Genomic DNA, 25,790 nt, shown 5'->3' with positions numbered 1-25,790 from the left:
CCGCCGAGCTGGCATGCCAAGGCGGCGAAGCGGCCAAAATCAATTGGCTAATGCCTTGCCAATCACTTCCAGTACATCCTTCGATAAATTGGGCGCTGCCGCCACCCGTTGCAGGGCGCTGCGCATTTTTTCCTGCAGCGCAGGCGCGTATTTGCGCCAGCGGTCCATGCTGCGCGCCAGCCGCGAAGCCACTTGCGGATTGACGCCGTTGAGCGCGATCACCTGGTCTGCCCAGAATTCGTAGCCGCTGCCGTCGGCCGCATGGAAATTGGCTGGATTGCCGCTGCAGAAACTGAAAATCAGGCTGCGCGCGCGGTTCGGGTTTTTCAGCGTGAAGGCCGGATGCTCGGCCAGGGCGCGGATAGCGGCGACGTCGGCGGTATAGGCCATGGCTTGCAGGGCAAACCACTTGTCGATCACCAGCGCTTCCTGTTCGAAGTCCGTATAGAATTTTTCCAGGGCTGCTGCCTTGCCCGGCGCGCTGCTGTTGGTCAGCGCCACCAGCGCGGCCAGGCGGTCGGTCATGTTGTTGGCGTTGTCGTACTGCTGCTGCGCCAGCGCATGGGCGGCGGCATCGTCGGCCTGGATCAGGTACGACAGGGCGACGTTCTTCAAGGCGCGCTTGCCGGCGGCTTCGGCGTCCGGGCTGTAGTCGCCAGGCGTCTGGCTGGCGTGATACGCGGCCAGCAGATCGTCCTTCAGCGCTGCGCCCAGCTTGCCGCGCAGGTATTGGCGCGAGGTGTGGATCGCTTGCGGATCGATCACTTCGGTCTGTTCGGCCAGCAGCGCTTCCGATGGCAGTGTCAACGCTAGCTCGCGGAACGCGGCATCCAGCGTGCCGTCATTCAGGATCAGGCCGAGCGCCTGGCCCAGCGCCGCGCTGTTGGAAGCGGCGCTGTTCATGACTTCTTCCAGCGCGACTACATGACCGGCCTGCGCTGCCTGCTGCACCGCTGTGGTGAGTGCCAGCAGGCTGCGGGTCGCCAGGCGCTGGCCCGCTTCCCAGCGGTTGAACGCATCGCTGTCGTGCGCCAGCAGGAAAGCCAGTTCGGCATCGCTGTATTCGACGTCCAGCACCACCGGCGCGGAGAAATTGCGCAGGATGGACGGCACCGGCGCCTCAGCGACATCGACAAACCGGAAAGTCTGCTGCGCCTTGGTCAGCTCCAGCACGCGGGTCGTTTCGTTGCCGGCCTTGCCTTTGCCGTCGGTGCTCAAGCACAGCGCCATGTCCTTGCCGCTGCTGTCGAGCAGGCCGACCGCGACCGGAATGTGGAACGGCAGTTTCTTGCTTTGTCCTGGCGTCGGCGCGCAAGTCTGCGACAGCGTCAATTCGTAAATCTTCTTGGCGGCGTCGTACTTGCCCTGCGCCTGCACCCGCGGCGTGCCGGCCTGGCTGTACCAGCGCTCGAACTGGCTCAGGTCGCGGCCGTTGGCGTCGACCATGGCGGCGCGGAAATCGTCGCACTCGACAGCCTGGCCGTCGTGGCGTTCGAAATACAGGTCCATGCCTTTGCGGAAGCCGTCGCGGCCGAACAAGGTCTGGTACATGCGCACTACTTCGGCGCCCTTTTCGTAGATCGTGACGGTATAGAAGTTATTGATTTCGACGTAGGAATCAGGACGCACCGAGTGCGCCATCGGACCTGCATCTTCCGGGAACTGCGCCTGGCGCAGGACGCGCACGTCGTCGATGCGCTTGACGGCGCGGCCGCTGTCGGTGCCGACCATGTCGGCCGAGAATTCCTGGTCGCGGAACACCGTCAGGCCTTCCTTCAGGGACAGCTGGAACCAGTCGCGGCAGGTAACGCGGTTGCCGGTCCAGTTGTGGAAGTATTCGTGGCCGACCACCGCCTCGATATTGGCGTAGTCGACATCGGTGGCGATGCGCGAATTGGCCAGCACGAACTTGGTGTTGAAAATGTTCAGGCCCTTGTTTTCCATCGCGCCCATGTTGAAGTCGCCGACGGCGACGATCATGAAGCGGTCCAGGTCCAGCTCCAGCCCGAAGCGCTCTTCATCCCAGCGGATGCTGTTGATGAGCGAATCCATGGCGTGCTGGGTCTTGTCGAGATTGCCGTCTTCCACCCACACCTGCAGCAAGACTTCGCGGCCGGACTTGAGCGTGTATTTTTCCTCCTGGCACACCAGGTTGCCGGCCACCAGCGCGAACAGGTAGGACGGCTTTTTGAACGGGTCTTCCCACTTGGCGTAGTGACGGCCGTCAGGCAGGTCGCCCTCTTCGATCAGGTTGCCGTTCGACAGCAACACCGGATACTGCTTCTTGTCGGCGCGCAGCATGACGGTGTACTTGGCCATCACATCCGGACGGTCCGGGAAGTAAGTGATCTTGCGGAAGCCTTCGGCCTCGCACTGGGTGAAGAAATTGCCATTGGAAACGTACAAACCCATCAGCGAGGTATTTTTTTCAGGGCTCGTCAGGGTTTCAATTTCCAGCACCACCTTGGCGGGCGCGGACGGAATCCGCAGCTTGCCGCCTTCGAGCTGGTACTGGCTGGCCTTCAGCTGCTTGCCGTTGAGGCGCAACTGCACCAGTTGCAGCTCTTCGCCGAACAGCACGATTTCCTTGCTGGCGCTGGCCGGATTGCAGCGCATCGTGATGCGGGTGGCAATGCGGGTAGCCGCCGGATCGAGATCGAAGCCCATGTCGACGCTGTCGACCAAGAAGGCGGGAACGGTGTAATCCTTACGATGGATGGTTGGAGGCGTGACGGAAGTATCGGTGCGCATAGGAGATGGTCGCTAAGGTAACGTAACGGGTTAATGGTGATAACTTCGGTTGACAACTATGGTTGGTAACGACAGTCGGCAACTAAGCGGTCTGCCTGAGCGATAGCCCAGTGACTTGCTTAATGACGTGCTGGTCAATCTTAATCAGTGTTAATAATTCGGGCAGAGAGTGATTCTACCAATCAAAGCGCAATGCATCATCCAATTTGAGGGAGATATACGCTGCATCGCCAAACAATAAATATCAATTAAGCAACATAACAATAGGTAATAGAAGTTGCCATATGGGATGGATTGCCGGTGCAAGTTACAGATCGTGACAATGCGATAGAGCGGCGCTATCAAGACTTGGCTAAAATGCTGTTATCAAGCTGCTCTTTCAGCCTCTAGCCAGAAGACCGCTCGTCCCATGTGTCAGCTGCCGCTCTTGCCTACCAGGCAAGCTTTGGAATTGCGCCGCACATCCCCCCACGAAGAGGAATCGCAATGAAACGCATCATCAGTCTCTGTTTTGCCTCGCTGTTATTGCTGCTAGGCGGCTGCGCCACCGTCGTCAGCAGCAATGTCACCGCATTTAACGAATGGCCGGCGGACTTGCCGAACAAATCCTTCGTGTTCGAGCATACGGATGCGCAGAACAATGACCTGGAATATCGCAACTACGAAGGTCTGGTGCGGACCGAATTGCAACGCCTGGGATTTGTGCAGCAGGATAACGCCGCCGCTGCGCAACTGAAGGTAGCCCTGAAATACGACATCGCCGCGCGCGATGTCCATGTCGTCGAACCGGTGGTGGCCGATCCGATGTGGTACGGCCCCTACGGTCCTTACGGCTGGGGGCGCTTCGGTCCGCGCTATTTCGATCCTTTCTACGATCCGCTCTGGTACGGACCGCAAGTGGTCGGCCAGCGTGAATATAACTATCAGCTGTTTCTGCGTCGCCTCAATGTCACGATCACGCGCGCCGCCGGCGGCCAGAAACTGTATGACGTCAGCGTCAGCAGCGAAGGAAAAATGAGCTCGCTGCCCGCTGTGATGCCATACCTGGTGCGCAGCGCCTTTACCGATTTCCCGGGCAAGAGCGGCGTGCCGCATGTGGTCAAGATAAAGGTGGAAGACCAGCAGTAAACACCGGCCATGAAAAAAAACGGCCTGTGCTCCCGCACCAGCGGGGTCACAGGCCGTTTTCTTATGCAGCGGCGTCAGCTATAAAGCCATTCGCTGGCAAAGGTGATGAAACCGATCAGTATCACCACCAGCACCAGCACGATCAACAGTCGGCCGAATTTGGGCGAACCATCGCTGCCGGTCGGTTGTTCTTCCGGATGCTGCATCGGATTTTCCAGCCCATCCTGCGGCTGGTCTTTCATTGGGTCATTCATTCATGCCTCAGTGGGTGCTCAGGGAACCAGGATGGTGGAACCGGTGGTCTTGCGCCCCTCCAGGTCCGCATGCGCCTGCGCCACGTCTTTCAGGGCATAGCGCTGGTTGATTTCAATCGTGATCTTTTTGCTCTCCACCATCTGGAACAGATCCGCTGCGGCGGCGTCCAGGTCGGCGCGCGTCGAGATATAGCTGGGCAGCGAAGGCCGCGTGATGGTCAGCGAACCGCGCGACGCCAGTTCGTTCAGGCTGAACGGCGGCACCGCACCGGAGGCATTGCCGAAGCTGACCATGGTGCCCAGCGGCGCCAGGCAATCCAGCGAGCCGATGAAGGTATCCTTGCCGATCGAGTCGTACACTACCGGCACGCCCTTGCCGCCGGTGATTTCACGCACCCGTTCGACAAAATTTTCGGTCTTGTAGTTGATGACATGGGTACAGCCGGCCGCCGTCGCCAGCGCTGCTTTTTCAGCCGAGCTGACGGTGCCGATCATGGTCACCCCGAGCGCCCGCGCCCATTGGCTGGCGATCAGGCCGACGCCGCCGGCGGCCGCGTGGAACAGGATGGTTTCGCCGCCGCGCAAAGGGAAAGTACGGCGGAACAAGTACTGTGCGGTCAAACCTTGCAAGGTCATGGCTGCCGCGGTATCGAAACTGATGGCATCGGGTAATTTGATCAGGAACGCGGCTGGCATCACGCGCGCCTCGGAATAGGCGCCGTTGGGCCGGGTCGCATAGGACACGCGGTCGCCGACTTTCACGTGCGTCACGCCCGAGCCGACTGCCTCGATCACGCCGGCGGCCTCCTGGCCAAGGCCACCCGGCAAGGGCTGCGGATACAAACCGGTGCGGAAATAGACGTCGATAAAATTCAAGCCGCAGGCGGCGTGCCGGATCCGGACCTCTCCCGGGCCGGGGTCGCCAACTTCAACGTCGACATACTCCATGACTTCGGGACCGCCGGTTTTCGATATCCTGATTGCTTTTACCATGATTGCTTTCACCTCCTAATGATTCTCTTGTGCTATTGCTTAACATCGCATGAAACTGCAAAAATCATTATCTGACTGGGCTTTTACGCCTTCTTCTTTGAGATCAGATAAATCCCCACCAACACCAGACCGGTGCCTGTCAGCTGAATCACCGTAATCGGCTCTCCCAAGATCAGCGCACCCAAAAACAAGGTTGAAACCGGCCCCACCATGCCTGCCTGCGCCGCCGTCGCGGGGCCGATGCGCGCCACCGCGATCATCGTCAGGAACACCGGCAGCACCGTGCAAAACACCGCATTAATCAACGACAAGCCATACACTTGCGGAAGCTGCTGCAACAACATCGGCCAAGGCCGCAGCAGCAGGAACTGCACGATGCAGGCGGCGCACGAAACGCACATCGCATACGCCACCAGCCGCATCGCTCCGACCCGGCTCACCAGCTCGCCCGACAGCATCAGGTAGAGCGCGTAGCTGATCGCCGCTCCCAGCACCAGCATGCTTCCCAGGCCGACACTGGCGCCGCCCAGGCGCACGTCATGCAAAAACACCAGCACCGTTCCCAGATAGGAAATCAGCAATGCCGCCCATTCCAGCCAGCTCACCCGGCGCTGATAAAAAAAGAAAGACATCAGCAGCACAAAGGACGGCGTCAAAAACAGTATCAAACGTTCCAGCCCGGCCGAAATATACTGCAAGCCGAGGAAATCCAGAAAACTCGACAGGTAATAGCCGATCAATCCCAGCACCACTATCCGCACCCGGTCCGGATTCGACAGCGGCGTTTCGCTGCGCGCCTTCCACACCGCCACCGCAGCAAACAAAGGCAAGGCGAACAGCATGCGAAAAGTGATCAGCAACACCGCATCGACCGGATAGCGATAAATCAGCTTGGCCACAATCGCCTTGGCTGAAAACAGAATCGCGCCGGCGACGGCAATTGCCAGGCCGCCAAGAAAAAGCTGGCGATCGACCGCCGGTAACTTGCTGCTCATCGAATGCTCATGGGGGAATTGTAATGGGTATGTGAAGATCGCGTTGTTAAGGGATTGGATAGGAAAAAATGGCGATGCCATTTTTCCCGTTCGCGCGATCACGGATTGCCTGCAAAGCGCAGGGGAGGTTTACTTTTTCTTCAGCAAGGAGCCCAGCACGCCGCGTATCAGTTCGCGGCCGACTTGCGAACCGACGGTGCGCGCAGCCGATTTCACCACCGCCTGCACCACGCTATCCTTGCGGCCGGAACCGCCGCCGAGCAAGCCGCCCAGTGCGCTGCCCCAGGAACTGACGGTAGCGCCTATCGATGAATCCGCGCCGGCTTCAGCGCCGTCTTTGGCCGTTGGCGTAGCGCCGCCGCGGCCTTTGAGTTTTTCGTAAGCGGACTCGCGGTCGACCGCGTTTTCATAAACGCCGGCAACGATGGATGTCGCCATCAGCTGCTTGCGTTCCTCATCGCTGATCGGTCCGATCTGTGAAGCCGGCGGCAGGATGAACGCACGTTCGACAATGGTCGGACGGCCCTTCTCGTCGAGGAAAGATACCAGCGCTTCGCCGACCCCGAGTTCGCCGATCACCTCCGCGGTATTCAAGGCTGGATTGGCACGGAAGGTGTCGGCGGCAGCCTGCACCGCCTTTTGATCGCGCGGGGTATAAGCGCGCAGCGCATGCTGCACGCGGTTGCCGAGCTGGCCCAGCACGGTGTCGGGAATGTCGAGCGGATTCTGGGTGACGAAGAAGACGCCGACGCCCTTGGAACGTATCAGGCGCACCACCTGCTCGATTTTTTGCAGCAAGGGTTTGGGCGCCTCGCTGAACAGCAGATGCGCTTCGTCAAAGAAAAACACCAGCTTCGGCTGGTCGAGATCGCCCACTTCCGGCAAATGTTCAAACAGCTCCGACAGCATCCACAGCAAAAAGGTGGAGTACAGGCGCGGCGCGTTCATCAGCTTGTCGGCGGCCAGGATATTCACCACGCCTTTGCCGTTGCCATCAGTCTGGATCAGATCGTCGATATTCAGCATCGGTTCGCCGAAGAATTGCTCGCCGCCCTGCTCGCCGATGCCGATCAGGCCGCGCTGGATGGCGCCGATGCTGGCCGCCGAAATATTGCCGTATTCGGTCTGGAAGCTGGCGGCATTGTCGCCGACGTGCTGCAGCATCGCCCGCAAGTCCTTCAGGTCCAGCAGCAGCAAGCCGTTGTCGTCGGCGATCTTGAACACCAGCTGCAGCACACCCTGCTGGGTATCGTTCAGGTTCAGCATGCGCGCCAGCAGCAGCGGACCCAAGTCAGAAATGGTGGCGCGCACCGGATGGCCTTGCACACCGTAGACGTCCCAGAAAGTGACCGGCGTGGCCTTCCACTGCGGCTCCTCGATGCCGAGCGTCTCCAGGCGCTGCTTCATCTTGCTGGAAGCGGCGCCGGCCTTGGCCATGCCGGACAGGTCGCCCTTGACGTCCGCCATGAACACCGGCACGCCACGCTCCGACAAGGCCTGGGCGATCACCTGCAAGGTCACGGTCTTGCCGGTGCCGGTGGCGCCGGTAATGCAGCCGTGGCGGTTCACCAATGCCGGCAGGAGCATCAGGTCTTGCTTGGCATTCTTGGCTATCAGGAGAGGGTTTGACATGTTTTCGCGAGCTCAGAAGTGGATTTCAAGAAAGGCCAATATGGTAAAATTGCGCTTTGATTATAGCTAACTAGAGCAAGAAAGAACCATCATGGCTGGACACAGCAAATGGGCCAATATTAAGCACAAGAAGGCCGCCACCGATGCCAAGCGCGGCAAAATCTGGACCCGCTTGATCAAGGAAATTACCGTTGCGGCCCGCATGGGCGGCGGCGACATCGACGCCAACCCGCGTTTGCGGCTGGCGGTCGACAAGGCGTCTGACGCCAATATGCCCAAGGATAACGTCACCCGCGCGATCCAGCGCGGCAGCGGCAGCCTGGACGGCGTCAGCTATGAAGAAGTACGCTACGAAGGCTATGGCATCAACGGCGCGGCGATCATCGTCGATTGCATGACTGACAACAGAATCCGCACGGTGGCCGAAGTGCGCCACGCTTTTTCCAAGTTCGGCGGCAACATGGGCACCGAAGGTTCGGTGGCATTCATGTTCAAGCATTGCGGCCAGCTGCTGTTCGCGCCCGGCACCAATGAGGATGCCTTGATGGAAGCGGCGCTGGAAGCCGGCGCCGAAGATGTCATCACCGACGAAGAAGGCGGCATCGAGGTCATTTCCGGCCCGCACGACTTTGCGGCGCTCAAGCAAGCCCTGGAAAAGGCCGGCTTCAAGGCTGAAATGGCGGAAATCATCATGAAACCGGCGACCGAAACCGTGTTTACCGGCGACGACGCGGTCAAGATGCAAAAGCTGCTGGATGCGCTGGAAAACCTGGACGACGTACAAGAAATTTATAGCAACGCAGTCATTGCAGACTGATACTGAAGACAGATACACGGACTCATATGAAAATTCTGGTAGTGGGCTCTGGCGGCCGCGAGCATGCCCTGGCGTGGAAAATCGCCCAATCCCCGCGCATTCAAACGGTCTTCGTCGCGCCTGGCAACGGCGGCACGGCGCTCGACCAGCGCCTGGAAAACATCAACATCACCGATCCGGCCGCCCTGGCCGATTTCGTCGAGAGCGAACATGTGGCGCTGACCGTGGTCGGCCCGGAAACGCCGCTGGCGGCCGGCATCGTGAATATTTTCCGTGCCCGCGGCCTGAAGATCTTCGGCCCGACGCGGGAAGCGGCGCAGCTGGAAAGCTCGAAGGATTTCGCCAAGTCGTTCATGCAGCGGCACCACATCCCTACTGCGGAATACCAGACCTTCTCCGACGTCGCCGCGGCGCATCGGTATATCGATCAAAAAGGCGCACCGATCGTCATCAAGGCCGACGGCCTGGCCGCCGGCAAGGGCGTGGTCGTGGCCATGACCCTGGAAGAGGCGCATGGCGCGGTCGACATGATGCTGTCCGATAATCGCCTGGGCGATGCCGGCGCGCGCGTCGTGATCGAAGAATTCCTGGCCGGCGAAGAAGCCAGCTTCATCGTCATGGTGGATGGCAAGAACATCCTGCCGCTGGCGACCAGCCAGGACCACAAACGCCTCAAGGACGATGACCTGGGACCGAATACCGGCGGCATGGGCGCGTATTCGCCGGCGCCTATCGTCACGCCGGCGCTGCATGCGCGCGTGATGCGTGAAATCATCACGCCGACCGTGCAAGGCATGGCCAAGGACGGCATTCCGTTCAGCGGCTTCCTGTACGCCGGCCTGATGATCGACGACAAAGGCAATCCGAAGACGCTGGAATTCAATTGCCGCATGGGCGATCCGGAAACCCAGCCAATCATGGCGCGCCTCAAGACCGATCTGCTGGTGGTGATGGAACATGCCGTCAACGGCACGCTCGACACGATTGAGCTGGAGTGGGACCGCCGCACCGCGCTGGGCGTGGTGATGGCAGCCGCCGGCTACCCGGACGCACCGCGCAAGGATGACCTGATTTCCGGCATTCCGCCGGAGAACGCCGATACCGTGACATTCCATGCCGGCACCACACTGAACGGCGAACGCCTGACCACTTCCGGCGGCCGCGTGCTGTGCGTGGTGGGTTTGGGCGACAGCGTCAAGATGGCGCAGAAACAAGCCTACGGCGTGGTCGACCTGATTCATTTCAGCGGCTCGCAGTTCCGCCGCGATATCGGCTGGCGCGCGCTGAAAAAGCACGGCTGAGCAGCTTAGCCGCTGGCGGCGGCTGCAGCAAAACAAGTTGGGGTCAGGAGTTTCGTCACGCACGGCGAAATATCCTGACCCCAATTTAACTAAACGGTTTATGCTTTTGACGTTGGCAAACCAGCATATTTATAGGCACCACCGATTCGCACGATGACTTCAAACATCTCTCCCGGCAGTCCGGCCAGCGCCGTCAAATCCTATCTGCTCGACCTGCAGGCGCGCATTGTCGCGGCCCTGGAACAGATTGACGGCAAGCCCTTCGGCAGCGATCAATGGCAACGTGCCGAAGGCGGCGGCGGCAATTCTCGCATCATCGAAGAAGGCAATGTGCTGGAACGCGGCGGCGTCGGCTTCTCGCACGTGATGGGCAGCAGCCTGCCGCCCTCCGCAGCAGCCAACCGCCCGGAACTGGCTGGCCGCACCTGGGAAGCCATGGGCGTCTCGCTGGTCATGCATCCGCGCAATCCGTTCGCGCCCACCGTGCACATGAATGTGCGCTTCTTCATCGCCAGCGCGGAAGGCCAGGAGCCGGTCTGGTGGTTTGGCGGCGGCATCGATCTCACGCCCTACTACGGTTTCAGCGAAGATGTGGAACATTTCCACCGCACCTGCCGCGACGCGCTGACGCCCTTTGACACCGCTGGCGGCCAGGGCCCGGGACTGTATCCGCGCTTCAAGCAATGGTGCGACGACTATTTCTACCTGAAGCACCGCAAGGAACCGCGCGGCGTCGGCGGCATTTTCTTCGACGATTTCAATGCTCTGGGCTTTGAACAAAGCTTCGCCATGATGCAAAGCGTGGGCAATGCGTTCATCCCGGCGTACACGCCGATCCTGGCGCGCCGCAAGGACACGCCGTATGGCGAAACCGAGCGCGATTTCCAGGCATATCGTCGCGGACGCTATGTTGAATTCAATTTAGTGTATGATCGCGGCACTTTGTTCGGTCTGCAATCCGGGGGACGCACCGAGTCTATCCTGATGTCGATGCCGCCCGTGGTCAAGTGGCGCTACGACTGGCAGCCAGCGGCAGGAAGCCCGGAAGCCCGTTTATATTCCGATTTCCTGATCCATCGCGAGTGGGTTTGATAAGCAAGTCCGCAATGACATCCAATCATTCTCCACGATCCAGGCAGTGCGTAGCAGTTCTCGGCGGTAGTTTCGATCCGGTCCACAATGGTCATGTGGCGCTGGCGAAATATTTTGTCACCTTGCTGGCGCCAGACGAGCTGCGGGTAATTCCTGCCGGCAACCCTTGGCAAAAACACGGGCTGGAAGCCAGTCCGGAGCAACGGGTCGAGATGGTGAAGCGCGCCTTCAGCCAGCAAAGCGTGCCGCTGGTCATCGATAGCCAGGAAATCGAGCGCAAGACGGCAACGTATACCATTGATACATTGCAATCATTGCGGGCCGAGCTCGGCCCGCAGGCATCTATCGTTTTCCTGATGGGTGCGGACCAGTTGCAGCACTTGAATACCTGGCAAGGCTGGGATCGCCTGTTTGACTACGCCCATCTGGGCGTGGCTTCGCGGCCCGGTTTTGCCATGGATGCATCGCAGGTTCCAGCCGAGGTCACGCGCGAATTCACACGCCGCGCCGCCACCCCGGAACAGATACGCCAGAGCGCGCACGGCTTGACCTACCTGGCAAGGAACCTGGCTGTAGATATTTCGGCAACAGAAATTCGTGCCGCACTGCACAACGCAAAACGACCCGACACGCTGGTCCCGGCGACAGTACTGGACTATATTGAACAACATCATCTCTATAAGAATTAAATGGATATCAAAAAACTACAAAGTCTCGTCATCGATGCCCTCGAAGACGTCAAAGCCCAAGACATTCGCGTCTACGACACGGTCCACCTGACCGGCCTGTTCGACCGCATCGCGATTGCTTCCGGTACTTCCAACCGCCAGACCAAGGCGCTGGCCGCTTCGGTGCGCGACAAGGTCAAGGAAAACGGCGGCAACATTCTCAGCGTTGAAGGTGAAGACACTGGCGAGTGGGTGCTGGTCGACATGGGCGACATGGTGGTGCACATCATGCAGCCGGCGATCCGCGCCTACTACCGCCTGGAAGAAATCTGGGGCGACAAGGAAGTCAAGTTCGGCGCCGCCAAGCGCGTTTCGACCCGCACGGCAGCCGAAGAAGAAGCGCCGAAGAAGATCTCGCGCCACCTGACCACTTCGCAAGCCTTGAAGCCGGAAGACGACACCCCGAAGAAAGCGCCGGCGCGCAAGAAGCCGGTCAAGACCGACGGCGTCAAGAAGGCGGTCGGCAAGACCATCAAGGTAGCGCCATCGAAGAGCTCGATTCCGCCTAAGAAGACTGCCGCGCCGAAGAAGGCACCGGCCAAGAAGCCGGCCGTCAAGCGCGCTCCGGCAAAAACCAAGGCAGCTGAATAAGCTGCTGCAGGAACAGCTCCAGCAATGCAGCTCATCATCGCTGCGGTCGGCCACAAAATGCCGGCATGGATAGAGACCGGCTTCGGCGAGTATGCGAAACGCATGCCGCCGGACTGCCGCATCGTCCTCAAGGAAATCAAACCCGTCGAACGCTCCGGCAGCAACACGGCCGCTTCCGCCATGGCGCTGGAGCGCAGCCGGATTGAAGCCGTCCTGCCGAAAGGCGTGCGCATCGTCGCCCTCGACGAGCGCGGCAAAGACCTCACCAGCGTCCAGCTGTCGCAGCAACTGACGCAATGGCAGCGCGATGGCCGCGACGTCGCCTTCATCATCGGCGGCGCCGATGGCCTCGATCCTGAGTTCAAGGCCAAGGCCGACAGCCTGCTGCGCATTTCCAGCCTGACGCTGCCGCACGGCATGGTGCGGGTGCTGCTGGCGGAACAGCTTTACCGCGCCTGGTCGATTACCCAGAACCACCCTTATCATCGCGTGTAAACAGCACCTGGGGCGCGGTAAAACACCCCCGTCGAGCGCGTAACTCTGTAATAATCGCTGGAAACATCCGACGCCGCATCTGCCGTAAAGCCAGCAATGAAAAATCCTTACCAGAAAATCTATCTTGCTTCGAAAAGCCCGCGCCGCCGCGAGCTGCTGCGCCAGATCGGCGTGGTCTTCGAATTGCTGCTGCTGCGCGACCAGACGCCGCGCGGCCCCGACGTCAGCGAGGATGTCCTGCCGGATGAATTGCCGCAGCACTATGTCGCCCGGGTCACCATGGAAAAAGCCCGCGCCGCGCATCAGATGATGGTGTGGCGCAGCCTGCCGGCACGGCCGATACTGGCTGCCGACACCACGGTCACGATCGACGGCCTGATTCTCGGCAAACCTGCAAACAGGCGCGAAGCGGTCGAGATGCTGCAAATGCTGTCCGGCCGTACGCATCAGGTGCTCACCAGCGTCGCCGTTATCCATCAGGAACAATCGTGGCAACTCACGCAGGTTTCCGATGTCATATTCCAAAGCTTGAGCGCTGCCATGATCGATGCCTACTGCGATACCAGCGAGCCTTATGACAAAGCGGGAGGCTATGGCATCCAGGGGCCGGCAGCGATCTTCATCGAAAGCATACGCGGCAGCCATTCCGGCATCATGGGACTGCCGCTTTTCGAAACCGCACAATTACTTCAACAGGCAGGCATCCGCATTTTATGAGCGAAGACATCCTCGTCAACATCACGCCGCAGGAAACCCGCGTCGCCCTGATTTTCCAGGGCGCGGTGCAAGAGCTGCACATCGAACGCACCTTGTCGCGCGGCCTGGCCGGCAATATCTACCTGGGCAAGGTGGTGCGCGTGCTGCCCGGCATGCAATCGGCATTCATCGATATCGGCCTGGAACGCGCCGCCTTCCTGCACGTCGCCGACATCTGGGAAACCCGCGCCCACGATGGCCAGGCGGCGCAGCAGACGCCGATCGAAAAACTCTTGTTCGACGGCCAGTCGCTGACCGTGCAAGTGGTCAAGGACCCTATCGGCACCAAGGGCGCCCGCCTGTCGACCCAGATTTCCATCGCCGGCCGCATGCTGGTGTATCTGCCGCAAGACCGCCATATCGGCATTTCGCAGCGCATCGAAAACGAAGCGGAACGCGAGCTGCTGAAAAACAAGGTGCAGAAGCTGCTGCCGCCGGAAGAAAAAGGCGGCTTCATCATCCGCACCATGGCCGAGGATGCGCCGGAAGCGGACCTGCAGATGGACATCGAATACCTGCGCAAGACCTGGTCCTCGATCACGCTGCTGACCAAGACCAAGCCGGCGCCGACCTTGCTGCACCAGGACCTGAGCCTGGCGCAGCGGGTACTGCGCGATTTCGTCAATGACGAGACCACCACCATCCAGGTCGACTCGCGCGAAAATTTCCAGAAGCTGCAGGAATTCGCTGCCAGCTATACGCCGTCGGTGACCGAGCGGCTGATGCACTACACCGGCGAACGTCCCTTGTTCGATCTCTACGGCGTGGAGGAAGAAATCCTGGAAGCCCTGAGCCGCCGCGTGCCGCTCAAGTCCGGCGGCTACCTGATCGTCGACCAGACCGAGGCCATGACCACCATCGACGTCAACACCGGCAGCTTCGTCAATGGCCGCAATTTCGACGACACGATCTTCAAGACCAACCTGGAAGCGGCGCACGCGATCGCACGCCAGCTGCGCTTGCGCAACCTGGGCGGCATCATCATTCTCGATTTCATCGACATGGAAAACGGCGAGCACAAGAGCGCCGTGCTGGCCGAGCTGCACAAGGCCTTGCTGCGCGACCGCACCAAGAAATCGGTATCGGAATTTTCCGCGCTGGGCCTGGTGGAAATGACGCGCAAGCGCACCCGCGAATCGCTGGCGCACATCCTGTGCGAGCCCTGCCCTGCCTGCAACGGCAAGGGCCAGGTCAAGACCGCGCGCACCATCTGCTACGAAATCCTGCGCGAAGTGCTGCGCGAAGCCAAGCAGTTCAACCCGCGCGAATTCCGCATCCTGGCGTCGCAAGTGGTGGTCGACATGTTCCTCGAAGAAGAATCCCAGCATCTGGCAATGCTGGGCGACTTCATCCATAAGCCGATTTCGCTGCAGGTGGAAACGGTTTATCCGCAGGAACAGTACGACATCATTCTTATGTAAGGTTTGCATGAACAATTCTTTACCGCTTTCTTCGGCTGACACTGTAGTGGACGATTCCTTCCACGTCGCCTTCTGCGTCGACGACCACTACTGCCGCAGCATGGGCGCGACCATCGCCTCCATCATCGCCAACAGCCCGGGCGTGAAATTCACCTTTCATGTGTTCGCCTTCAAGCTTTCCGACGACAATCGGACCCGCTTCAAGCAGCTGGAAGCAATGTATGGGCTCAAGACGCACATCCACATCATCGATCCGGATGTATTCAAGCCGTTCGCCCACATCTCGCAATTTTCCTACTACTCGCCAACCATCTTCACCCGCTTACTGATCCCCTCGACCTTGCGTGGGCTGTGCAACAAGGTGCTGTACCTGGACGCCGACATCCTGTGCGTCGGCAGCATGGCCGAGTTGCTCGGCATGGAGTTCGGCGACAGCGCCGCGATTGTAGTGCCGGATGCCGACGAAACTACCAGAAGGCGCTGCGCCGCCCTGCAGCTGGCATCGGGGAAGTATTTCAATTCCGGCGTGATGTACATGCATGTCGAAAACTGGATGGCGCAGGAAATCACTGAGAAAACCATCCACGCCATCCTGGAGAATGGAAAGGAGTATCGTTTCCCCGACCAGGATGCGCTGAACGTGGTGCTGGAAGGGAAAATCCAGTACATCCCGCGCAAATGGAATTTCCTGTATGACCTGATCCATGACCTGGAAAAGGACAAGCGCCAGATGCGCGATATCGGCGCGGTCGTCTTCATCCACTTTGCAGGCGCCGTCAAGCCGTGGAACGACTGGTGCCTGCATGCCTCCAGGGACTTGTTCGTCAAATACCAGGCGCTCTCTCCATGGGCCGACCTGGCGCTGGATAAAGCGCCCAGGAACTACAAAGAGATGAGGATGTATTCGCGCTTCCTGATGAAACGCGGGCAGATGCTGGCCAGCTTCAAGTGGTATATGAAATATCTGGCGGCCAGATAAGTGCCGCTTGTGGGATCACCTTACCCAGCTTTTTTGCAAATCGATTTGACCATGGCAATTTCGCATATCTTGATTTGTCGCACCGATAACATCGGCGACGTCGTCCTCACGCTCCCTCTTACCGCGTATATCAAGCAGCACTTCCCTGAAATAAAAATCAGCTTCCTGTGCCGTGCTTACGCAGCGTCGGTGGTGCGCTACTGCACGACGGTGGATGCCGTGATAGAGATGGAAAGCCTGAGCGATCCGGCTGCCTTTTTTGCGCAATCGGATATCGATACCGTCATCTTTGCGCAGCTCGACAAGCGCCTGGCAGCCGCTGCCTGCAAGGCCCGCGTGCCTGTGCGCATCGGCAATGCCTATCGCACCTGGTTCAACTGGTGGTATTGCAATCGCCCGGTGCACTTTACGCGCGGCGGTTCCGACAGTCACGAAGCGCAACTTAACTTCAAGTACCTGCGTCCGCTCGGCATCAGGCATGTGCCGAAACTGGCTGAGATTCCAGCCATGTATCACTTCAAGATCCCGCACGAGGCGGCACTGGACCAGATGCTGCAGCCGCATCGCTTCAACCTGATCTTCCACCCGAAATCGAATGGGCACGGGCGCGAATGGCCGAGCGACTATTTTGTGCAACTGGCCAGATCCCTGGAGCGGCAGCCTGACGTACATGTGTGGGTGACCGGCAGCGCCGCTGAAGGCCAGTGGCTGGCCGAGCATGCGCCGGAACTGCTGCGGTTGCCGAATGTAAGCAATGTCTGCGGTCAGCTCACGCTGGCGCAGCTGGCTTGTTTCATCCAGGCCGCCGACGGCCTGATCGCCAGCGGCACCGGTCCGCTGCACATGTCGGCGGCATTCGGCCAGCGCACCATCGGCCTGTTTCCTACCGCGCGCTCGATGCATCCCGGCCGCTGGGGCGCGCTGGGACGCCGCGCGCAGTCCCTGTCGCAAACGGTGAACTGCGCCGGCTGCAAAATCAAGCACGCCATGACTTGCGAATGCATGCGCGCCATCACGCCAGAGCAGGTTGAAACGATCGTGCTGGAGTGGCTGGATCAAAAACGCCGTGAGCAGCAGATCTCCGCCAATGCCTGAGACGCCTACCTGGAAGTAAATTTGTTCAGCACGAACCTAGCGTACCAGAGCCAGCCTTGCAGCTGGCGGCCTGACTTGCGCAGGCCCTGCGAATACATGCGGATTTCCTTGTAGTTTTTCGGCGGATGCAAAACAGCGTCTGCCCATGGCGAGATTGCCTTGTACTTGAGAAACAGCTGGTTTTCCGGATTGCAGCACCAGTTGTGCCACGGCTTCAGACGGCCGACAAAATGAACGAACAGCGCCTCTTTCGCAATCTTCTTGCCTGAGGAGGTTTCGCCAAACAAGTCGTACATCCAGTTGAACTTCGGCGGCAGGATCTTGGCGCGGCCATCCAGCACAATGTTCAGGGCATCCTGGTCAGGGAAGGAAAATTTCTTGCTGGTTCCCAGGATCGCCTTCACCGCGCCGTGCCAGACATCGCTGGCCATCCACTTGTCGACGTTGATATACAGGACACCAGAGTTGAAATACCGCTGGTGCGACAGCTGCAAGGTTGCGATCTGCTTTTCCGCGATACTGCCGACGTCGCCGACCGCGGCCACCACAACGTCATCGATATCCATCGCCATCAGCTCCGCCACGCTGCCCTGGCAGACGACGTCCGCATCCAGGTAAAGCACCTTGTCGGCGACGCCCTGCAGCGTACCGGCGATCAGCAGCCGGCTGAAGATCGCCGCCGAATACTGGCTGAAGCTGGGGAAAACGGCGAACTCGTCGAAGATCGACGGATCGATAATGTGCACCTTGATTTCGGTCCCGTAGCGCACCTCGAGCTGGCGCAGCCTGGCGGCATTTTCGTCGGAAATCGACGGCGTCAAGACATGAAAAATCAACGGCTGGCCGCGATTATTTTCCAGCACCGATACCATGGCGACGCCCATGCCGAGAAAATAATTGGCATCTACGCCAAAAGCAATATGCAAGGGCTCTGAAGCATCTGCTGCGCTATTCATATTCATCGCAGATGTCACCTTCCCAAGACCTCGGTTACCTGGGCAACGGTAATCGCTTTCACCCAGTCACGCCGGCTGGCGGTGGCAATCACCACGCTGCGCTCCTGGTCGATTGGCGCCCATTCTGGATTCTTTTGCCGCATCAGGGCCACTACCGGCACGTGCACGGCGTTAGCCAGATGCATCACGGCGGTTTCAACCGATACGATCAGATCGCATTCACTCAGTATCGCCGGCAACTGGAAAAAATTTTCCTGGGCGCTGAACAAGCGCACCCGCTGCCCGGCATGCTGGGCAAAGAACTGCTGCGCATGCGCCATCTCTTCCGGCACCACGTTGACGATGAAATGCGCGCCGCGCCATGCGTCCATCTGATTCAGGGCAGCCACCAGTTCGACCACGCGCTCCAGCGGCCAGCAGCGCTTGTTGTTCTTAGCGTACGGATTGATAAACAGCAGCTTGCCGGTCGCCGGTTGCGCCTGATATTTGAACCCCCATTCCCGCAGCTGGTTTTGGGCATAGCTTTGCCATTGCTCCGGAATCTGCACAAAGGGATAACGTTCGGCGCCGGCGGCAGGCATGCCGAACAATTGCTGAAACCAGCCGGCGTAGACCTCGCTGATATGCATGCCGGAGCGCACGCCATGGTCCGGATCGAGCGCGGCATCCAGCTTGCGATATGCCAGGCGCTTGTGCACGGCGAGCATTCCAAAGGGTTTTTTCATCCCTGCGACAAAGCCGCGCGGGCTGATCTGGCGCGCCAGCGTGGCGTACATCGGCGGACGCAAGGTCGATAGTGACACCACCAGCGGATAATCTTGCCGCTGCGCTTCGGCGATCGATTGCTCGAACAAGGCGGGGCTGTAGGTTTGCTGATAAATCCGTTCAACGAAGGGGCATTCAGCCAGCCAGTCGTACAAGGCATACTTCTTCAGGAACGGCCACGCTTCAGCTTTGCCGGTGCGGCGCACTTCGTCCACCCAGATGTGGATCTTGATATGGGGGAAGGCCTTTGCAAACGCCTGGAAACAGTTTTGCAGGTAGGTAAAGTCACCGAGAGCAAGGTGGGCGATGAACAGGATCTTGTCTGTTTTTTTTAGAATTTCGTCTGGAACGAGTTGTGCTGTCATGAGGTTTCTTTTCTTATTGACGATATTTCCAGATGAAGGCTGGCTGCAGTCTCAAGCATGACGCTCAAGACCGCCGGCATTACATCTCTACATGCATCGCGTCCTTGGAAAACTGGAGGCGATATAGGTTGGCGTATGCCCCTTGCCTGCTCAACAATTCGTCATGCGTGCCGATTTCAACAATGCTGCCGTTCGCCAGCACAGCGATGCGGCTGGCACGCTCAATGGTGGACAATCTGTGGGCAATGACGAAAGTGGTGCGGCCCTGCATCAGCTGATCCAGCGCAGCCTGTACCGCCCGCTCCGATTCGCTGTCTAGCGCCGATGTCGCTTCGTCCAGGATCAGGATCGGTGCATCCTTGTAGATGGCGCGCGCCATCGCCAGCCGTTGCCGCTGGCCGCCCGACAGGCGCGAACCATTATCGCCGACCTGGGTTTCATATCCCTCGGGTAGAGCAGCGATCATTTCCTCCAGGTGCGCTGCCTTGGCTGCCGCTTCGATGCGCGCACGGTCAGGCGCACTGTCGCCATAAGCAATATTGGCGGCGATCGTGTCGTTGAACAGCACGACGTTCTGGCTCACCATGGCGATCTGGGACCGCAAGCTATGCAGCGAAATATCCTCGATAGGCAGATCATCCAGCAGGATGCGCCCTTCGGTGACGGAATAAAATCCGGGAATCAGGTTCACCAGAGTCGACTTCCCGCCTCCCGACATACCCACAAAAGCGATGGTTTCGCCGGGTTCGACGCTCAGGTTGATGCCTTTCAGCGCAAGCTTGTCCTGCCCTGGATAGGAAAACCCGACATTGGAAAATTCGATTTTTCCCATTGCCCGCCGATCCAGCTCTATGCCGCCGGTGCGTTCCACCGGACTGTCGATCAGCTTGAAGACCGCTTCCGCCGCGGCCATCCCTCGCTGCAACGGGCCATTCACTTCAGCCAGCTGCTTCAACGGTACCTGCAGGGCGATCATGGCAGCCAAGAAGGAAACGAAATCGCCGGCAGTAAGCTGGGAGTGGCTCGCCTGCACCAAGCCCATCGTGATCATCACCGACATTGCGCAAGCCATCATGATTTGCGTAACTGGCACGGTAGCGGCAAAAGTGCTGGTCATGCGCATGCTGTAGTGGCGGATATGCTCGGCCGACTCCTCGAAGCGCCGCTTTTCATAGGCTTCGCCGCCGAACACCTTGATGACCTGCTGGGCGCGCGTGGTTTCTTCGATGACCTGGGTCAGCTGAGCATTGACGTCCAGCGAATCCTTGTTCAGCCTTTTCAAGCGCTTGGCCGTGGTGCGCACCACCAGGATCATCAGCGGCATCAGCACCAAGGCAACAATCGTGAGTTTCCAGCTGATAAACAACATATAGCCCAGCAAACCCGCCACAGTCAGGACGCAACGCACGATCGACGTAAACAGCTTGCTGATCATTTCGATGATCTGCTGCACTTCAAACATGATCGAATTGATCACGCGCCCTACCGTATGGGTGGCATGAAAATCGATCGAGACGTTCAGGATGCGGTTGAACATTTGCTGGCGCAGAGTATTCAACACCCGGGTCGAAACCCAGTTGGTCATGTAGGTTGTCAGGAAAGTCGAAGCGCCGCGGGCGACGAATGCGCCAATCACCGCCACCGGCACCAGCCACAGTGGAAAGGTAGGCTTTTCAACAAAACCGTGGTCCAGCAGCACCTTGAAAATATACGCTACCAGCGGCTCCGTCGCCGCCGTCACCACCATCCCGAGCAGCCCAAAGACCAGGCGCTTTTTATAAGGCCGGTGCAGAACTGCGAGACGTTTGAAATAAGTCAAATAGGAAGATGAGCTCATCGGTCAGGCTGCTTTCAATTCTTTTTTACGCTTTATGATGCAAGCAAAAAATGCCGCGACGCTCATGCTATACACACCGCCCAATACGCTCCAGAAAAACATCATGTCGGTCAGGCCGAAGACGAAAAAGCCCAAGCAAAGAACCAGGCCCATACCGGCAGCTGTTCTTACTATGCTGTCCGGATTCCGCAGTTCCCTGGCGAAGTAATAGCCAGGCACCAGGTAAATCGACAGGATCGCCAACAAGCCGAACACGCCCAGGATCGCCATATTGAACAGGATTTCATTGTGCGAGTGCGAAAAGGAAGTGGCCAGCGGCGTAATGACGTTGCGCGCTGCCAGAGACTCCAAGCCATCGCTGAAATTCTCTCGGCCTACACCTACAACCGGGTTTTCTTTGAACAGCTCCCATGATGCCCGCCAAAGTTGCAGGCGAACACCCAATGAAGTGTCGGTGTTTTCCTGGTCGGCATACTGAGTCATATCTGACTTGGCGGCGGCGATTCTGGTTTTAACCACGTCGCTGCAGGTAAATACTGTTCCCAGCGCTACCAGCGTAATCACAAGAATCGTCAGTCTGTAGCGAATACGTATATTCCTAAGCAACATAAGGGCGGTCACAGCGAAAACCGGGATCGCAAGCCAGCTGCCTCTGGTCTGGGACAAAATCGTGACATATATGCCGGCACCACAAGCTACAACTTTCAGCAGTAAGGCCAGTTTTTCGTCAAGATTGTTCCAGCCTATCGAAACCAAAGCGATGACGCCAAACAGCAACGCCATGTCAGAAAATGGAATGGTCGCCAAAAAACCTATATTCTGAGGGCGCATAGTCCCCCCTGTTGTCAGAAGATGGATCTTGATCACAGCAAGAACTGCTCCCAACACAAACGCCCACTGTATCTTTTTCAAATAGTTCAACGGTAGTGCCAGCACAATCCACAATACCGGTGCGAACAAGCCGATTCTGAGCGCCGTATCGTAATACTTTACAGCGAATTTTCCTGTCAAAAGCTGGTTCAGGAATACCGCAATAACCAAAGAAGCCATCGCGAGATGTAGCGGCCAATAGTCTTTCAGCAATTGACTGAATTCTATGTCCATCGGTTTATATCGGCACACTCCGGCAACAATCGCTAGTAATAACAACGAGAACAAACATGCGTTTCCGACATTGTGTAACGAGATTGATAAGGCTGGAAACAGCACAATGGCTAAGAACACTGGCCATTTGAAATAAGACGACAAATTTTTCTCCAAAATTAGTGCAAAGTGCTTTTTACTCATAAGTTGTTGTCGGCAATATTTGGCAACATCTGGTTAGTATTCAATCGCTACCGACTCCTTGCCCAATTTTTCCACCAGCGATCCCTGCAACTCATCGTTGGGCGCGACTCGCCAGTCATCGCCCAGCATGATTTCACAGGCGACGCCGTTGCCGGCATAGCGCAAGGTCAGCGGCAGGCCGTTGTCCGTACGATGCGGCGCCAGCACGCTCTTCAGCAGCGCGGCATCCATCGCCTGCTCGCCGGAGACCAGCGACAACACGAACTGGCGGCCATAATGAATCCGCGCAGTGGCAATATCCATCACCTTTTCAGCAGAAACCCGCAAACCGCCGTTGAAACGGTCTTCCGAGACCTTGCCCTGCACCACCAGGAATTCGTCTTCCTTGAAAAACGCCTTGTTCGGTTCGAACTGCTCGTTGTACACAGTGACGTCAAGCGTCGCGCTGCCGTCATCCAAGGTGACGATCATCATTTTTCCGCGCTGGGTCATCTGCGTCCGCAAGCCGGAAATGATGCCTGCCAGTGTGCGCGGTTCGCGCGACGGTTCCAGGCTGCCGAGCGGCGTGCGCGCAAAACGGCGCGCTTCGGCGGCGTAGGCATGGAACAGGTGTCCCGACAGATAGAAGCCGAGCGCGCTCTTCTCTTCCGTCAGTTTCTGTTTATCGGTCCATGGCGTCGCCTGCACATATTCGATGGGCGCTTCCAGATCGCTGTCGTCGCCGCCGAACAGGCTCACCTGATTGGCAGACGCCAGCTTCTGGTCGGCCGCTTCCATCGCACGCGGCACTGAAGCCAGCAGGATCCCGCGGTCGACCTTGAAACAGTCGAAAGCGCCGGCGCGTATCAGCGACTCAATGGTGCGGCGATTGATCTGGCGCTTGTCCACGCGCAGGCAGAAATCGAAGAGGTCGACAAAGGGCTTTTCCTGGCGGGCGGCGATGATGGCTTCAATCGCATTCTGTCCCGAACCTTTGACGGCGCCGAGGCCGTAGCGGATGAAAGTCGCCTTCTTGCCGGGTTCGCCTTCCGGCGTGAAACGGTAGTCCGACAGATTGATGTCCGGCGGCAGCAGGGTCAGCTTGCAGATGACCAGCGAATCTTCCACCAGGATCTTGATCTTTTCCGTGTCGTCCATCGCCAGCGACAAGTTGGCGGCCATGAACGCGGCGGGGTGATGTGCCTTGAGGTAGGCGGTATGGTAAGACAGCAATGCGTAAGCGGCAGCGTGCGACTTGTTGAAGCCGTAGCCCGCAAACTTTTCCATCAAGTCGAAAATCTCGTCGGCCTTGGCTTCGCTCAGGCCGTCCTTGGCCGCGCCGTCGCGGAAAATCTGGCGATGCTCGGCCATCTCTTCCGCTTTTTTCTTACCCATCGCCCGCCGCAGCAAATCGGCGCCGCCGAGCGAGTAGCCGCCGACCACCTGCGCCATCTGCATCACCTGCTCCTGATACACCATGATGCCGTAGGTTTCGGACAAGATGCCCTCGGTGCGCGGATCCGGATAGTCGAAGCGCTCGCCGTGCTTGCGCTTGCAGAAATCGGGAATCAGGTCCATCGGACCCGGCCGGTACAAGGCCACCAGCGCGATAATGTCTTCAAAGCGATCCGGCCGCGCATCTTTCAGCATGCCTTGCATGCCGCGGCTTTCCAGCTGGAACACGGCGACTGTTTTGGCAGCGGTCAGCAGCTCATAGGAGGCACGGTCGTTGAGCGGCAGTTTCTCCAGGCTGAAATCGGCCATGGCGGGATCGAGCTGCTTGATGTAGCGCACCGCCCGATCGAGGATCGTCAAGGTGGTCAGACCCAAGAAGTCGAACTTCACCAGGCCGACCGCTTCGACATCGTCCTTGTCGTATTGCGAGACCACGCCGGCATCGCCGCCCTGCGTATAGAGGGGGCAGAAATCGGTGAGCTTGCCCGGCGCGATCAGGACGCCGCCAGCGTGCATGCCGATGTTGCGGGCGATGCCTTCGACCTGCTGGGCCAGGTTGAGCAGCTGCTTGACCTCTTCCTCGTTTTCGAGGCGCTCGGCCAGCATCGGCTCTTCCTGGATCGCGTCGGCGATCGTCACGTGCTTGCCGGGCTTGAAAGGGATCAGCTTGGAAATGCCGTCGCAAAAGTTGTAGCCGAAGTCGAGCACGCGGCCGACGTCGCGGATCGCACCCTTGGCAGCCATGGTGCCGAAGGTGGCGATCTGCGATACCGCATCCTTGCCGTACAAATCCTTGACGTGCTGGATGACGCGGTCGCGCCCCTCCTGGCAAAAGTCGATATCGAAGTCGGGCATCGATACCCGTTCCGGGTTGAGGAAACGCTCGAACAGCAGATTGTATTTGAGTGGATCCAGATCGGTGATCTGCAGTGAATAGGCGACCAGCGAGCCGGCGCCGGAACCCCGTCCCGGCCCGACCGGCACGCCATTCTGCTTGGCCCAGCGGATAAACTCGGCAACGATCAGGAAGTAGCCGGGGAAACCCATCTTGATGATGGTGTCGGTTTCAAACTTGAGGCGGTCCTGGTAGCGCTGGCGTTGCTGCTCACGCTTGGCTTCGTCCGGGAACAGATGTACCAGGCGCAGCTCCAGGCCTTCCTGCGATTGCTGTATCAGGAATTCGCCAATCGTCATGCCGTCTGGCGTCGGAAAATCCGGCAGTTGCGGCTTGCCCAGCTGCAGGGTCAGGTTGCAGCGTTTGGCGATTTCAATCGAATTCTGCAGGGCCGCCGGCATGTCCGCAAACAGCTCAGCCATCTCGGCCTGCGACTTGAACGATTGCTGGACATTGAAGCGGCGCACGCGGCGCGCATTCGCCAGCATCTCGCCTTCGGCGATACAGGTGCGCGCTTCATGCGCGATAAATTCTTCCTTGTCCAGGAACTGGGTTGGATGGGTGGCGACCACCGGCACGCCGAACTTCGCCGCCAGCGCCACCGCCTGGCGCACATGCGCTTCCATGTTCGGCTGTTCGGCGCGCTGCACCTCTACATAAAAATTGTCCGGGAAAATATTCTGCCAGCGCTGGATGCAGCGCTCGGCCGCTTCCAGGTTGCCGTTGTCGATGGCCATACCGATATCGCCGAAGTGGGCGCCAGACAAGGCAATCAGGCCGTTGCCGCCATTTCCGTGATCCTTGAGACCTGCCAGCCATTCGGTGCGGATTTCAGCGCGGCCGCGGTGCAGGTTTTCCAGCCAGGCGCGCGACAACAGTTCGCACAGCTGCAGATAGCCGCTGCGATTCTTGACCAGCAGCAGCAAGCGCGACGGCTTGTCGCGTTCGTCGTCATTGGTGATCCAGACATCGCAGCCGATAATCGGCTTGATGCCCTTGCCGCGCGCAGCTTTGTAGAACTTGACCATGCCGAACAGGTTAGCCAGGTCGGAGATGCCGAGCGCGGCCTGGCCGTCGCTGGCTGCTGCTTTCACTACGTCGTCGATGCGCACCAGGCCATCGACGATGGAATACTCAGAGTGGAGGCGGAGATGAATAAATTGCGGTGTCGTCATGGGCGGTATTTTACCCCGAGGCCTGACAGACTTTGAGCAAAATTGGGC

General features: G+C 58.9%; 21 protein-coding genes. 11 read left to right on the top strand and 10 right to left on the bottom strand.

Annotated elements, in window-relative coordinates; all coding sequences use genetic code 11:
- Nucleotides 1-39: 39 nt before the first annotated feature.
- On the bottom strand, nucleotides 40-2,751 hold the full coding sequence (pepN, locus tag KHU30_RS18245) for an aminopeptidase N (RefSeq protein ID WP_211444044.1): 2,712 nt from the start codon (nucleotides 2,749-2,751) through the stop codon (nucleotides 40-42).
- Nucleotides 2,752-3,237: 486 nt separating this feature from the next.
- Here pepN and KHU30_RS18240 point away from each other — a divergent pair, with 486 nt between their 5' ends.
- The gene (locus tag KHU30_RS18240; RefSeq protein WP_211444043.1) at nucleotides 3,238-3,879 is read left to right on the top strand and encodes a DUF4136 domain-containing protein; all 642 of its coding nucleotides are present in this window, start codon (nucleotides 3,238-3,240) and stop codon (nucleotides 3,877-3,879) included.
- A 74-nt stretch (nucleotides 3,880-3,953) separates the two neighbouring features.
- Here KHU30_RS18240 and KHU30_RS18235 read toward each other — a convergent pair whose 3' ends face one another.
- The 4 genes from KHU30_RS18235 to KHU30_RS18220 form a co-directional block, all read right to left on the bottom strand.
- Nucleotides 3,954-4,133, bottom strand: coding sequence for a hypothetical protein (locus KHU30_RS18235; protein WP_211444042.1), 180 nt, complete (start codon nucleotides 4,131-4,133; stop codon nucleotides 3,954-3,956).
- An 18-nt stretch (nucleotides 4,134-4,151) separates the two neighbouring features.
- Nucleotides 4,152-5,126, bottom strand: coding sequence for a quinone oxidoreductase family protein (locus tag KHU30_RS18230; protein WP_211444041.1), 975 nt, complete (start codon nucleotides 5,124-5,126; stop codon nucleotides 4,152-4,154).
- A gap of 83 nt (nucleotides 5,127-5,209) precedes the next feature.
- Nucleotides 5,210-6,121, bottom strand: coding sequence for a DMT family transporter (locus KHU30_RS18225; protein ID WP_211444040.1), 912 nt, complete (start codon nucleotides 6,119-6,121; stop codon nucleotides 5,210-5,212).
- Nucleotides 6,122-6,250: 129 nt separating this feature from the next.
- Nucleotides 6,251-7,753, bottom strand: a complete 1,503-nt coding sequence (locus KHU30_RS18220; RefSeq protein ID WP_211444039.1) for a helicase HerA-like C-terminal domain-containing protein — start codon at nucleotides 7,751-7,753, stop codon at nucleotides 6,251-6,253.
- 91 nt (nucleotides 7,754-7,844) lie between these two features.
- On the opposite strand from KHU30_RS18220, the gene KHU30_RS18215 reads away from it, so the two are divergent.
- The 10 genes from KHU30_RS18215 (at nucleotide 7,845) to KHU30_RS18170 (ending at nucleotide 17,028) form a co-directional block, all read left to right on the top strand.
- Nucleotides 7,845-8,570, top strand: a complete 726-nt coding sequence (locus tag KHU30_RS18215) for a YebC/PmpR family DNA-binding transcriptional regulator (protein ID WP_211444038.1) — start codon at nucleotides 7,845-7,847, stop codon at nucleotides 8,568-8,570.
- Between the two features lie 26 nt (nucleotides 8,571-8,596).
- Nucleotides 8,597-9,871, top strand: coding sequence for a phosphoribosylamine--glycine ligase (gene purD, locus KHU30_RS18210; protein ID WP_211444037.1), 1,275 nt, complete (start codon nucleotides 8,597-8,599; stop codon nucleotides 9,869-9,871).
- A 153-nt stretch (nucleotides 9,872-10,024) separates the two neighbouring features.
- The gene (hemF, locus tag KHU30_RS18205) at nucleotides 10,025-10,963 is read left to right on the top strand and encodes an oxygen-dependent coproporphyrinogen oxidase (RefSeq protein WP_211444036.1); all 939 of its coding nucleotides are present in this window, start codon (nucleotides 10,025-10,027) and stop codon (nucleotides 10,961-10,963) included.
- Between the two features lie 14 nt (nucleotides 10,964-10,977).
- A complete protein-coding gene (locus KHU30_RS18200) occupies nucleotides 10,978-11,652 on the top strand; it encodes a nicotinate-nucleotide adenylyltransferase (RefSeq protein ID WP_211444035.1) in 675 nt (224 codons plus the stop codon).
- Nucleotides 11,653-12,282, top strand: a complete 630-nt coding sequence (gene rsfS, locus KHU30_RS18195; protein ID WP_211444034.1) for a ribosome silencing factor — start codon at nucleotides 11,653-11,655, stop codon at nucleotides 12,280-12,282.
- A gap of 24 nt (nucleotides 12,283-12,306) precedes the next feature.
- On the top strand, nucleotides 12,307-12,777 hold the full coding sequence (rlmH, locus tag KHU30_RS18190; protein WP_211444033.1) for a 23S rRNA (pseudouridine(1915)-N(3))-methyltransferase RlmH: 471 nt from the start codon (nucleotides 12,307-12,309) through the stop codon (nucleotides 12,775-12,777).
- A gap of 96 nt (nucleotides 12,778-12,873) precedes the next feature.
- Complete coding sequence (locus KHU30_RS18185) at nucleotides 12,874-13,494, top strand: Maf family protein (RefSeq protein ID WP_211444032.1); 621 nt, start codon at nucleotides 12,874-12,876, stop codon at nucleotides 13,492-13,494.
- Nucleotides 13,491-14,954 carry a ribonuclease G gene (gene rng, locus KHU30_RS18180; RefSeq protein ID WP_211444031.1) on the top strand — a complete coding sequence of 488 codons (1,464 nt, stop codon included), beginning with the start codon at nucleotides 13,491-13,493 and terminating at the stop codon, nucleotides 14,952-14,954. Before KHU30_RS18185 ends, rng begins: the two co-directional genes overlap by 4 nt.
- A 7-nt stretch (nucleotides 14,955-14,961) precedes the next feature.
- Nucleotides 14,962-15,933 carry a glycosyltransferase family 8 protein gene (locus KHU30_RS18175; RefSeq protein WP_211444030.1) on the top strand — a complete coding sequence of 324 codons (972 nt, stop codon included), beginning with the start codon at nucleotides 14,962-14,964 and terminating at the stop codon, nucleotides 15,931-15,933.
- A gap of 51 nt (nucleotides 15,934-15,984) precedes the next feature.
- A complete protein-coding gene (locus KHU30_RS18170) occupies nucleotides 15,985-17,028 on the top strand; it encodes a glycosyltransferase family 9 protein (RefSeq protein ID WP_211444029.1) in 1,044 nt (347 codons plus the stop codon).
- Nucleotides 17,029-17,033: 5 nt separating this feature from the next.
- On the opposite strand, the gene KHU30_RS18165 is transcribed toward KHU30_RS18170, so the two are convergent.
- From KHU30_RS18165 to dnaE, 5 genes are all read right to left on the bottom strand, one after another.
- Complete coding sequence (locus tag KHU30_RS18165; RefSeq protein ID WP_211444028.1) at nucleotides 17,034-17,990, bottom strand: glycosyltransferase family 8 protein; 957 nt, start codon at nucleotides 17,988-17,990, stop codon at nucleotides 17,034-17,036.
- A gap of 8 nt (nucleotides 17,991-17,998) precedes the next feature.
- Entirely contained in the window at nucleotides 17,999-19,114 is a 1,116-nt protein-coding gene (locus KHU30_RS18160) for a glycosyltransferase family 9 protein (protein ID WP_211444027.1), read from the bottom strand.
- 79 nt (nucleotides 19,115-19,193) lie between these two features.
- Nucleotides 19,194-20,951: a lipid A export permease/ATP-binding protein MsbA gene (msbA, locus tag KHU30_RS18155; RefSeq protein WP_211444026.1), complete on the bottom strand. Its 1,758-nt coding sequence runs from the start codon at nucleotides 20,949-20,951 to the stop codon at nucleotides 19,194-19,196.
- Between the two features lie 3 nt (nucleotides 20,952-20,954).
- Nucleotides 20,955-22,238: an O-antigen ligase family protein gene (locus KHU30_RS18150; RefSeq protein ID WP_211444025.1), complete on the bottom strand. Its 1,284-nt coding sequence runs from the start codon at nucleotides 22,236-22,238 to the stop codon at nucleotides 20,955-20,957.
- A gap of 33 nt (nucleotides 22,239-22,271) precedes the next feature.
- Nucleotides 22,272-25,742, bottom strand: a complete 3,471-nt coding sequence (gene dnaE, locus KHU30_RS18145; protein ID WP_211444024.1) for a DNA polymerase III subunit alpha — start codon at nucleotides 25,740-25,742, stop codon at nucleotides 22,272-22,274.
- Nucleotides 25,743-25,790: the final 48 nt, after the last annotated feature.

Origin of the sequence: Collimonas humicola, assembly GCF_018304945.1 — a bacterium.
Lineage (GTDB): Bacteria > Pseudomonadota > Gammaproteobacteria > Burkholderiales > Burkholderiaceae_D > Collimonas > Collimonas humicola.
The sequence above is the reverse complement of the archived record's forward strand: the minus strand, read 5'-3'. Positions and strand labels throughout refer to the sequence as shown.

Coding starts and splice junctions, on each gene's coding strand:
- KHU30_RS18160 (WP_211444027.1), bottom strand. CDS start 19,114: ATGACAGCACAACTCGTTCCAGACGAAATTCTAAAAAAAACAGACAAG.
- hemF (WP_211444036.1), top strand. CDS start 10,025: ATGACTTCAAACATCTCTCCCGGCAGTCCGGCCAGCGCCGTCAAATCC.
- KHU30_RS18230 (WP_211444041.1), bottom strand. CDS start 5,126: ATGGTAAAAGCAATCAGGATATCGAAAACCGGCGGTCCCGAAGTCATG.
- rng (WP_211444031.1), top strand. CDS start 13,491: ATGAGCGAAGACATCCTCGTCAACATCACGCCGCAGGAAACCCGCGTC.
- KHU30_RS18215 (WP_211444038.1), top strand. CDS start 7,845: ATGGCTGGACACAGCAAATGGGCCAATATTAAGCACAAGAAGGCCGCC.
- purD (WP_211444037.1), top strand. CDS start 8,597: ATGAAAATTCTGGTAGTGGGCTCTGGCGGCCGCGAGCATGCCCTGGCG.
- KHU30_RS18150 (WP_211444025.1), bottom strand. CDS start 22,238: ATGAGTAAAAAGCACTTTGCACTAATTTTGGAGAAAAATTTGTCGTCT.
- KHU30_RS18240 (WP_211444043.1), top strand. CDS start 3,238: ATGAAACGCATCATCAGTCTCTGTTTTGCCTCGCTGTTATTGCTGCTA.
- KHU30_RS18200 (WP_211444035.1), top strand. CDS start 10,978: ATGACATCCAATCATTCTCCACGATCCAGGCAGTGCGTAGCAGTTCTC.
- KHU30_RS18185 (WP_211444032.1), top strand. CDS start 12,874: ATGAAAAATCCTTACCAGAAAATCTATCTTGCTTCGAAAAGCCCGCGC.
- rsfS (WP_211444034.1), top strand. CDS start 11,653: ATGGATATCAAAAAACTACAAAGTCTCGTCATCGATGCCCTCGAAGAC.
- KHU30_RS18165 (WP_211444028.1), bottom strand. CDS start 17,990: ATGAATATGAATAGCGCAGCAGATGCTTCAGAGCCCTTGCATATTGCT.
- KHU30_RS18220 (WP_211444039.1), bottom strand. CDS start 7,753: ATGTCAAACCCTCTCCTGATAGCCAAGAATGCCAAGCAAGACCTGATG.
- KHU30_RS18170 (WP_211444029.1), top strand. CDS start 15,985: ATGGCAATTTCGCATATCTTGATTTGTCGCACCGATAACATCGGCGAC.
- KHU30_RS18175 (WP_211444030.1), top strand. CDS start 14,962: ATGAACAATTCTTTACCGCTTTCTTCGGCTGACACTGTAGTGGACGAT.
- pepN (WP_211444044.1), bottom strand. CDS start 2,751: ATGCGCACCGATACTTCCGTCACGCCTCCAACCATCCATCGTAAGGAT.
- msbA (WP_211444026.1), bottom strand. CDS start 20,951: ATGAGCTCATCTTCCTATTTGACTTATTTCAAACGTCTCGCAGTTCTG.
- KHU30_RS18225 (WP_211444040.1), bottom strand. CDS start 6,121: ATGAGCAGCAAGTTACCGGCGGTCGATCGCCAGCTTTTTCTTGGCGGC.
- rlmH (WP_211444033.1), top strand. CDS start 12,307: ATGCAGCTCATCATCGCTGCGGTCGGCCACAAAATGCCGGCATGGATA.
- dnaE (WP_211444024.1), bottom strand. CDS start 25,742: ATGACGACACCGCAATTTATTCATCTCCGCCTCCACTCTGAGTATTCC.
- KHU30_RS18235 (WP_211444042.1), bottom strand. CDS start 4,133: ATGAATGACCCAATGAAAGACCAGCCGCAGGATGGGCTGGAAAATCCG.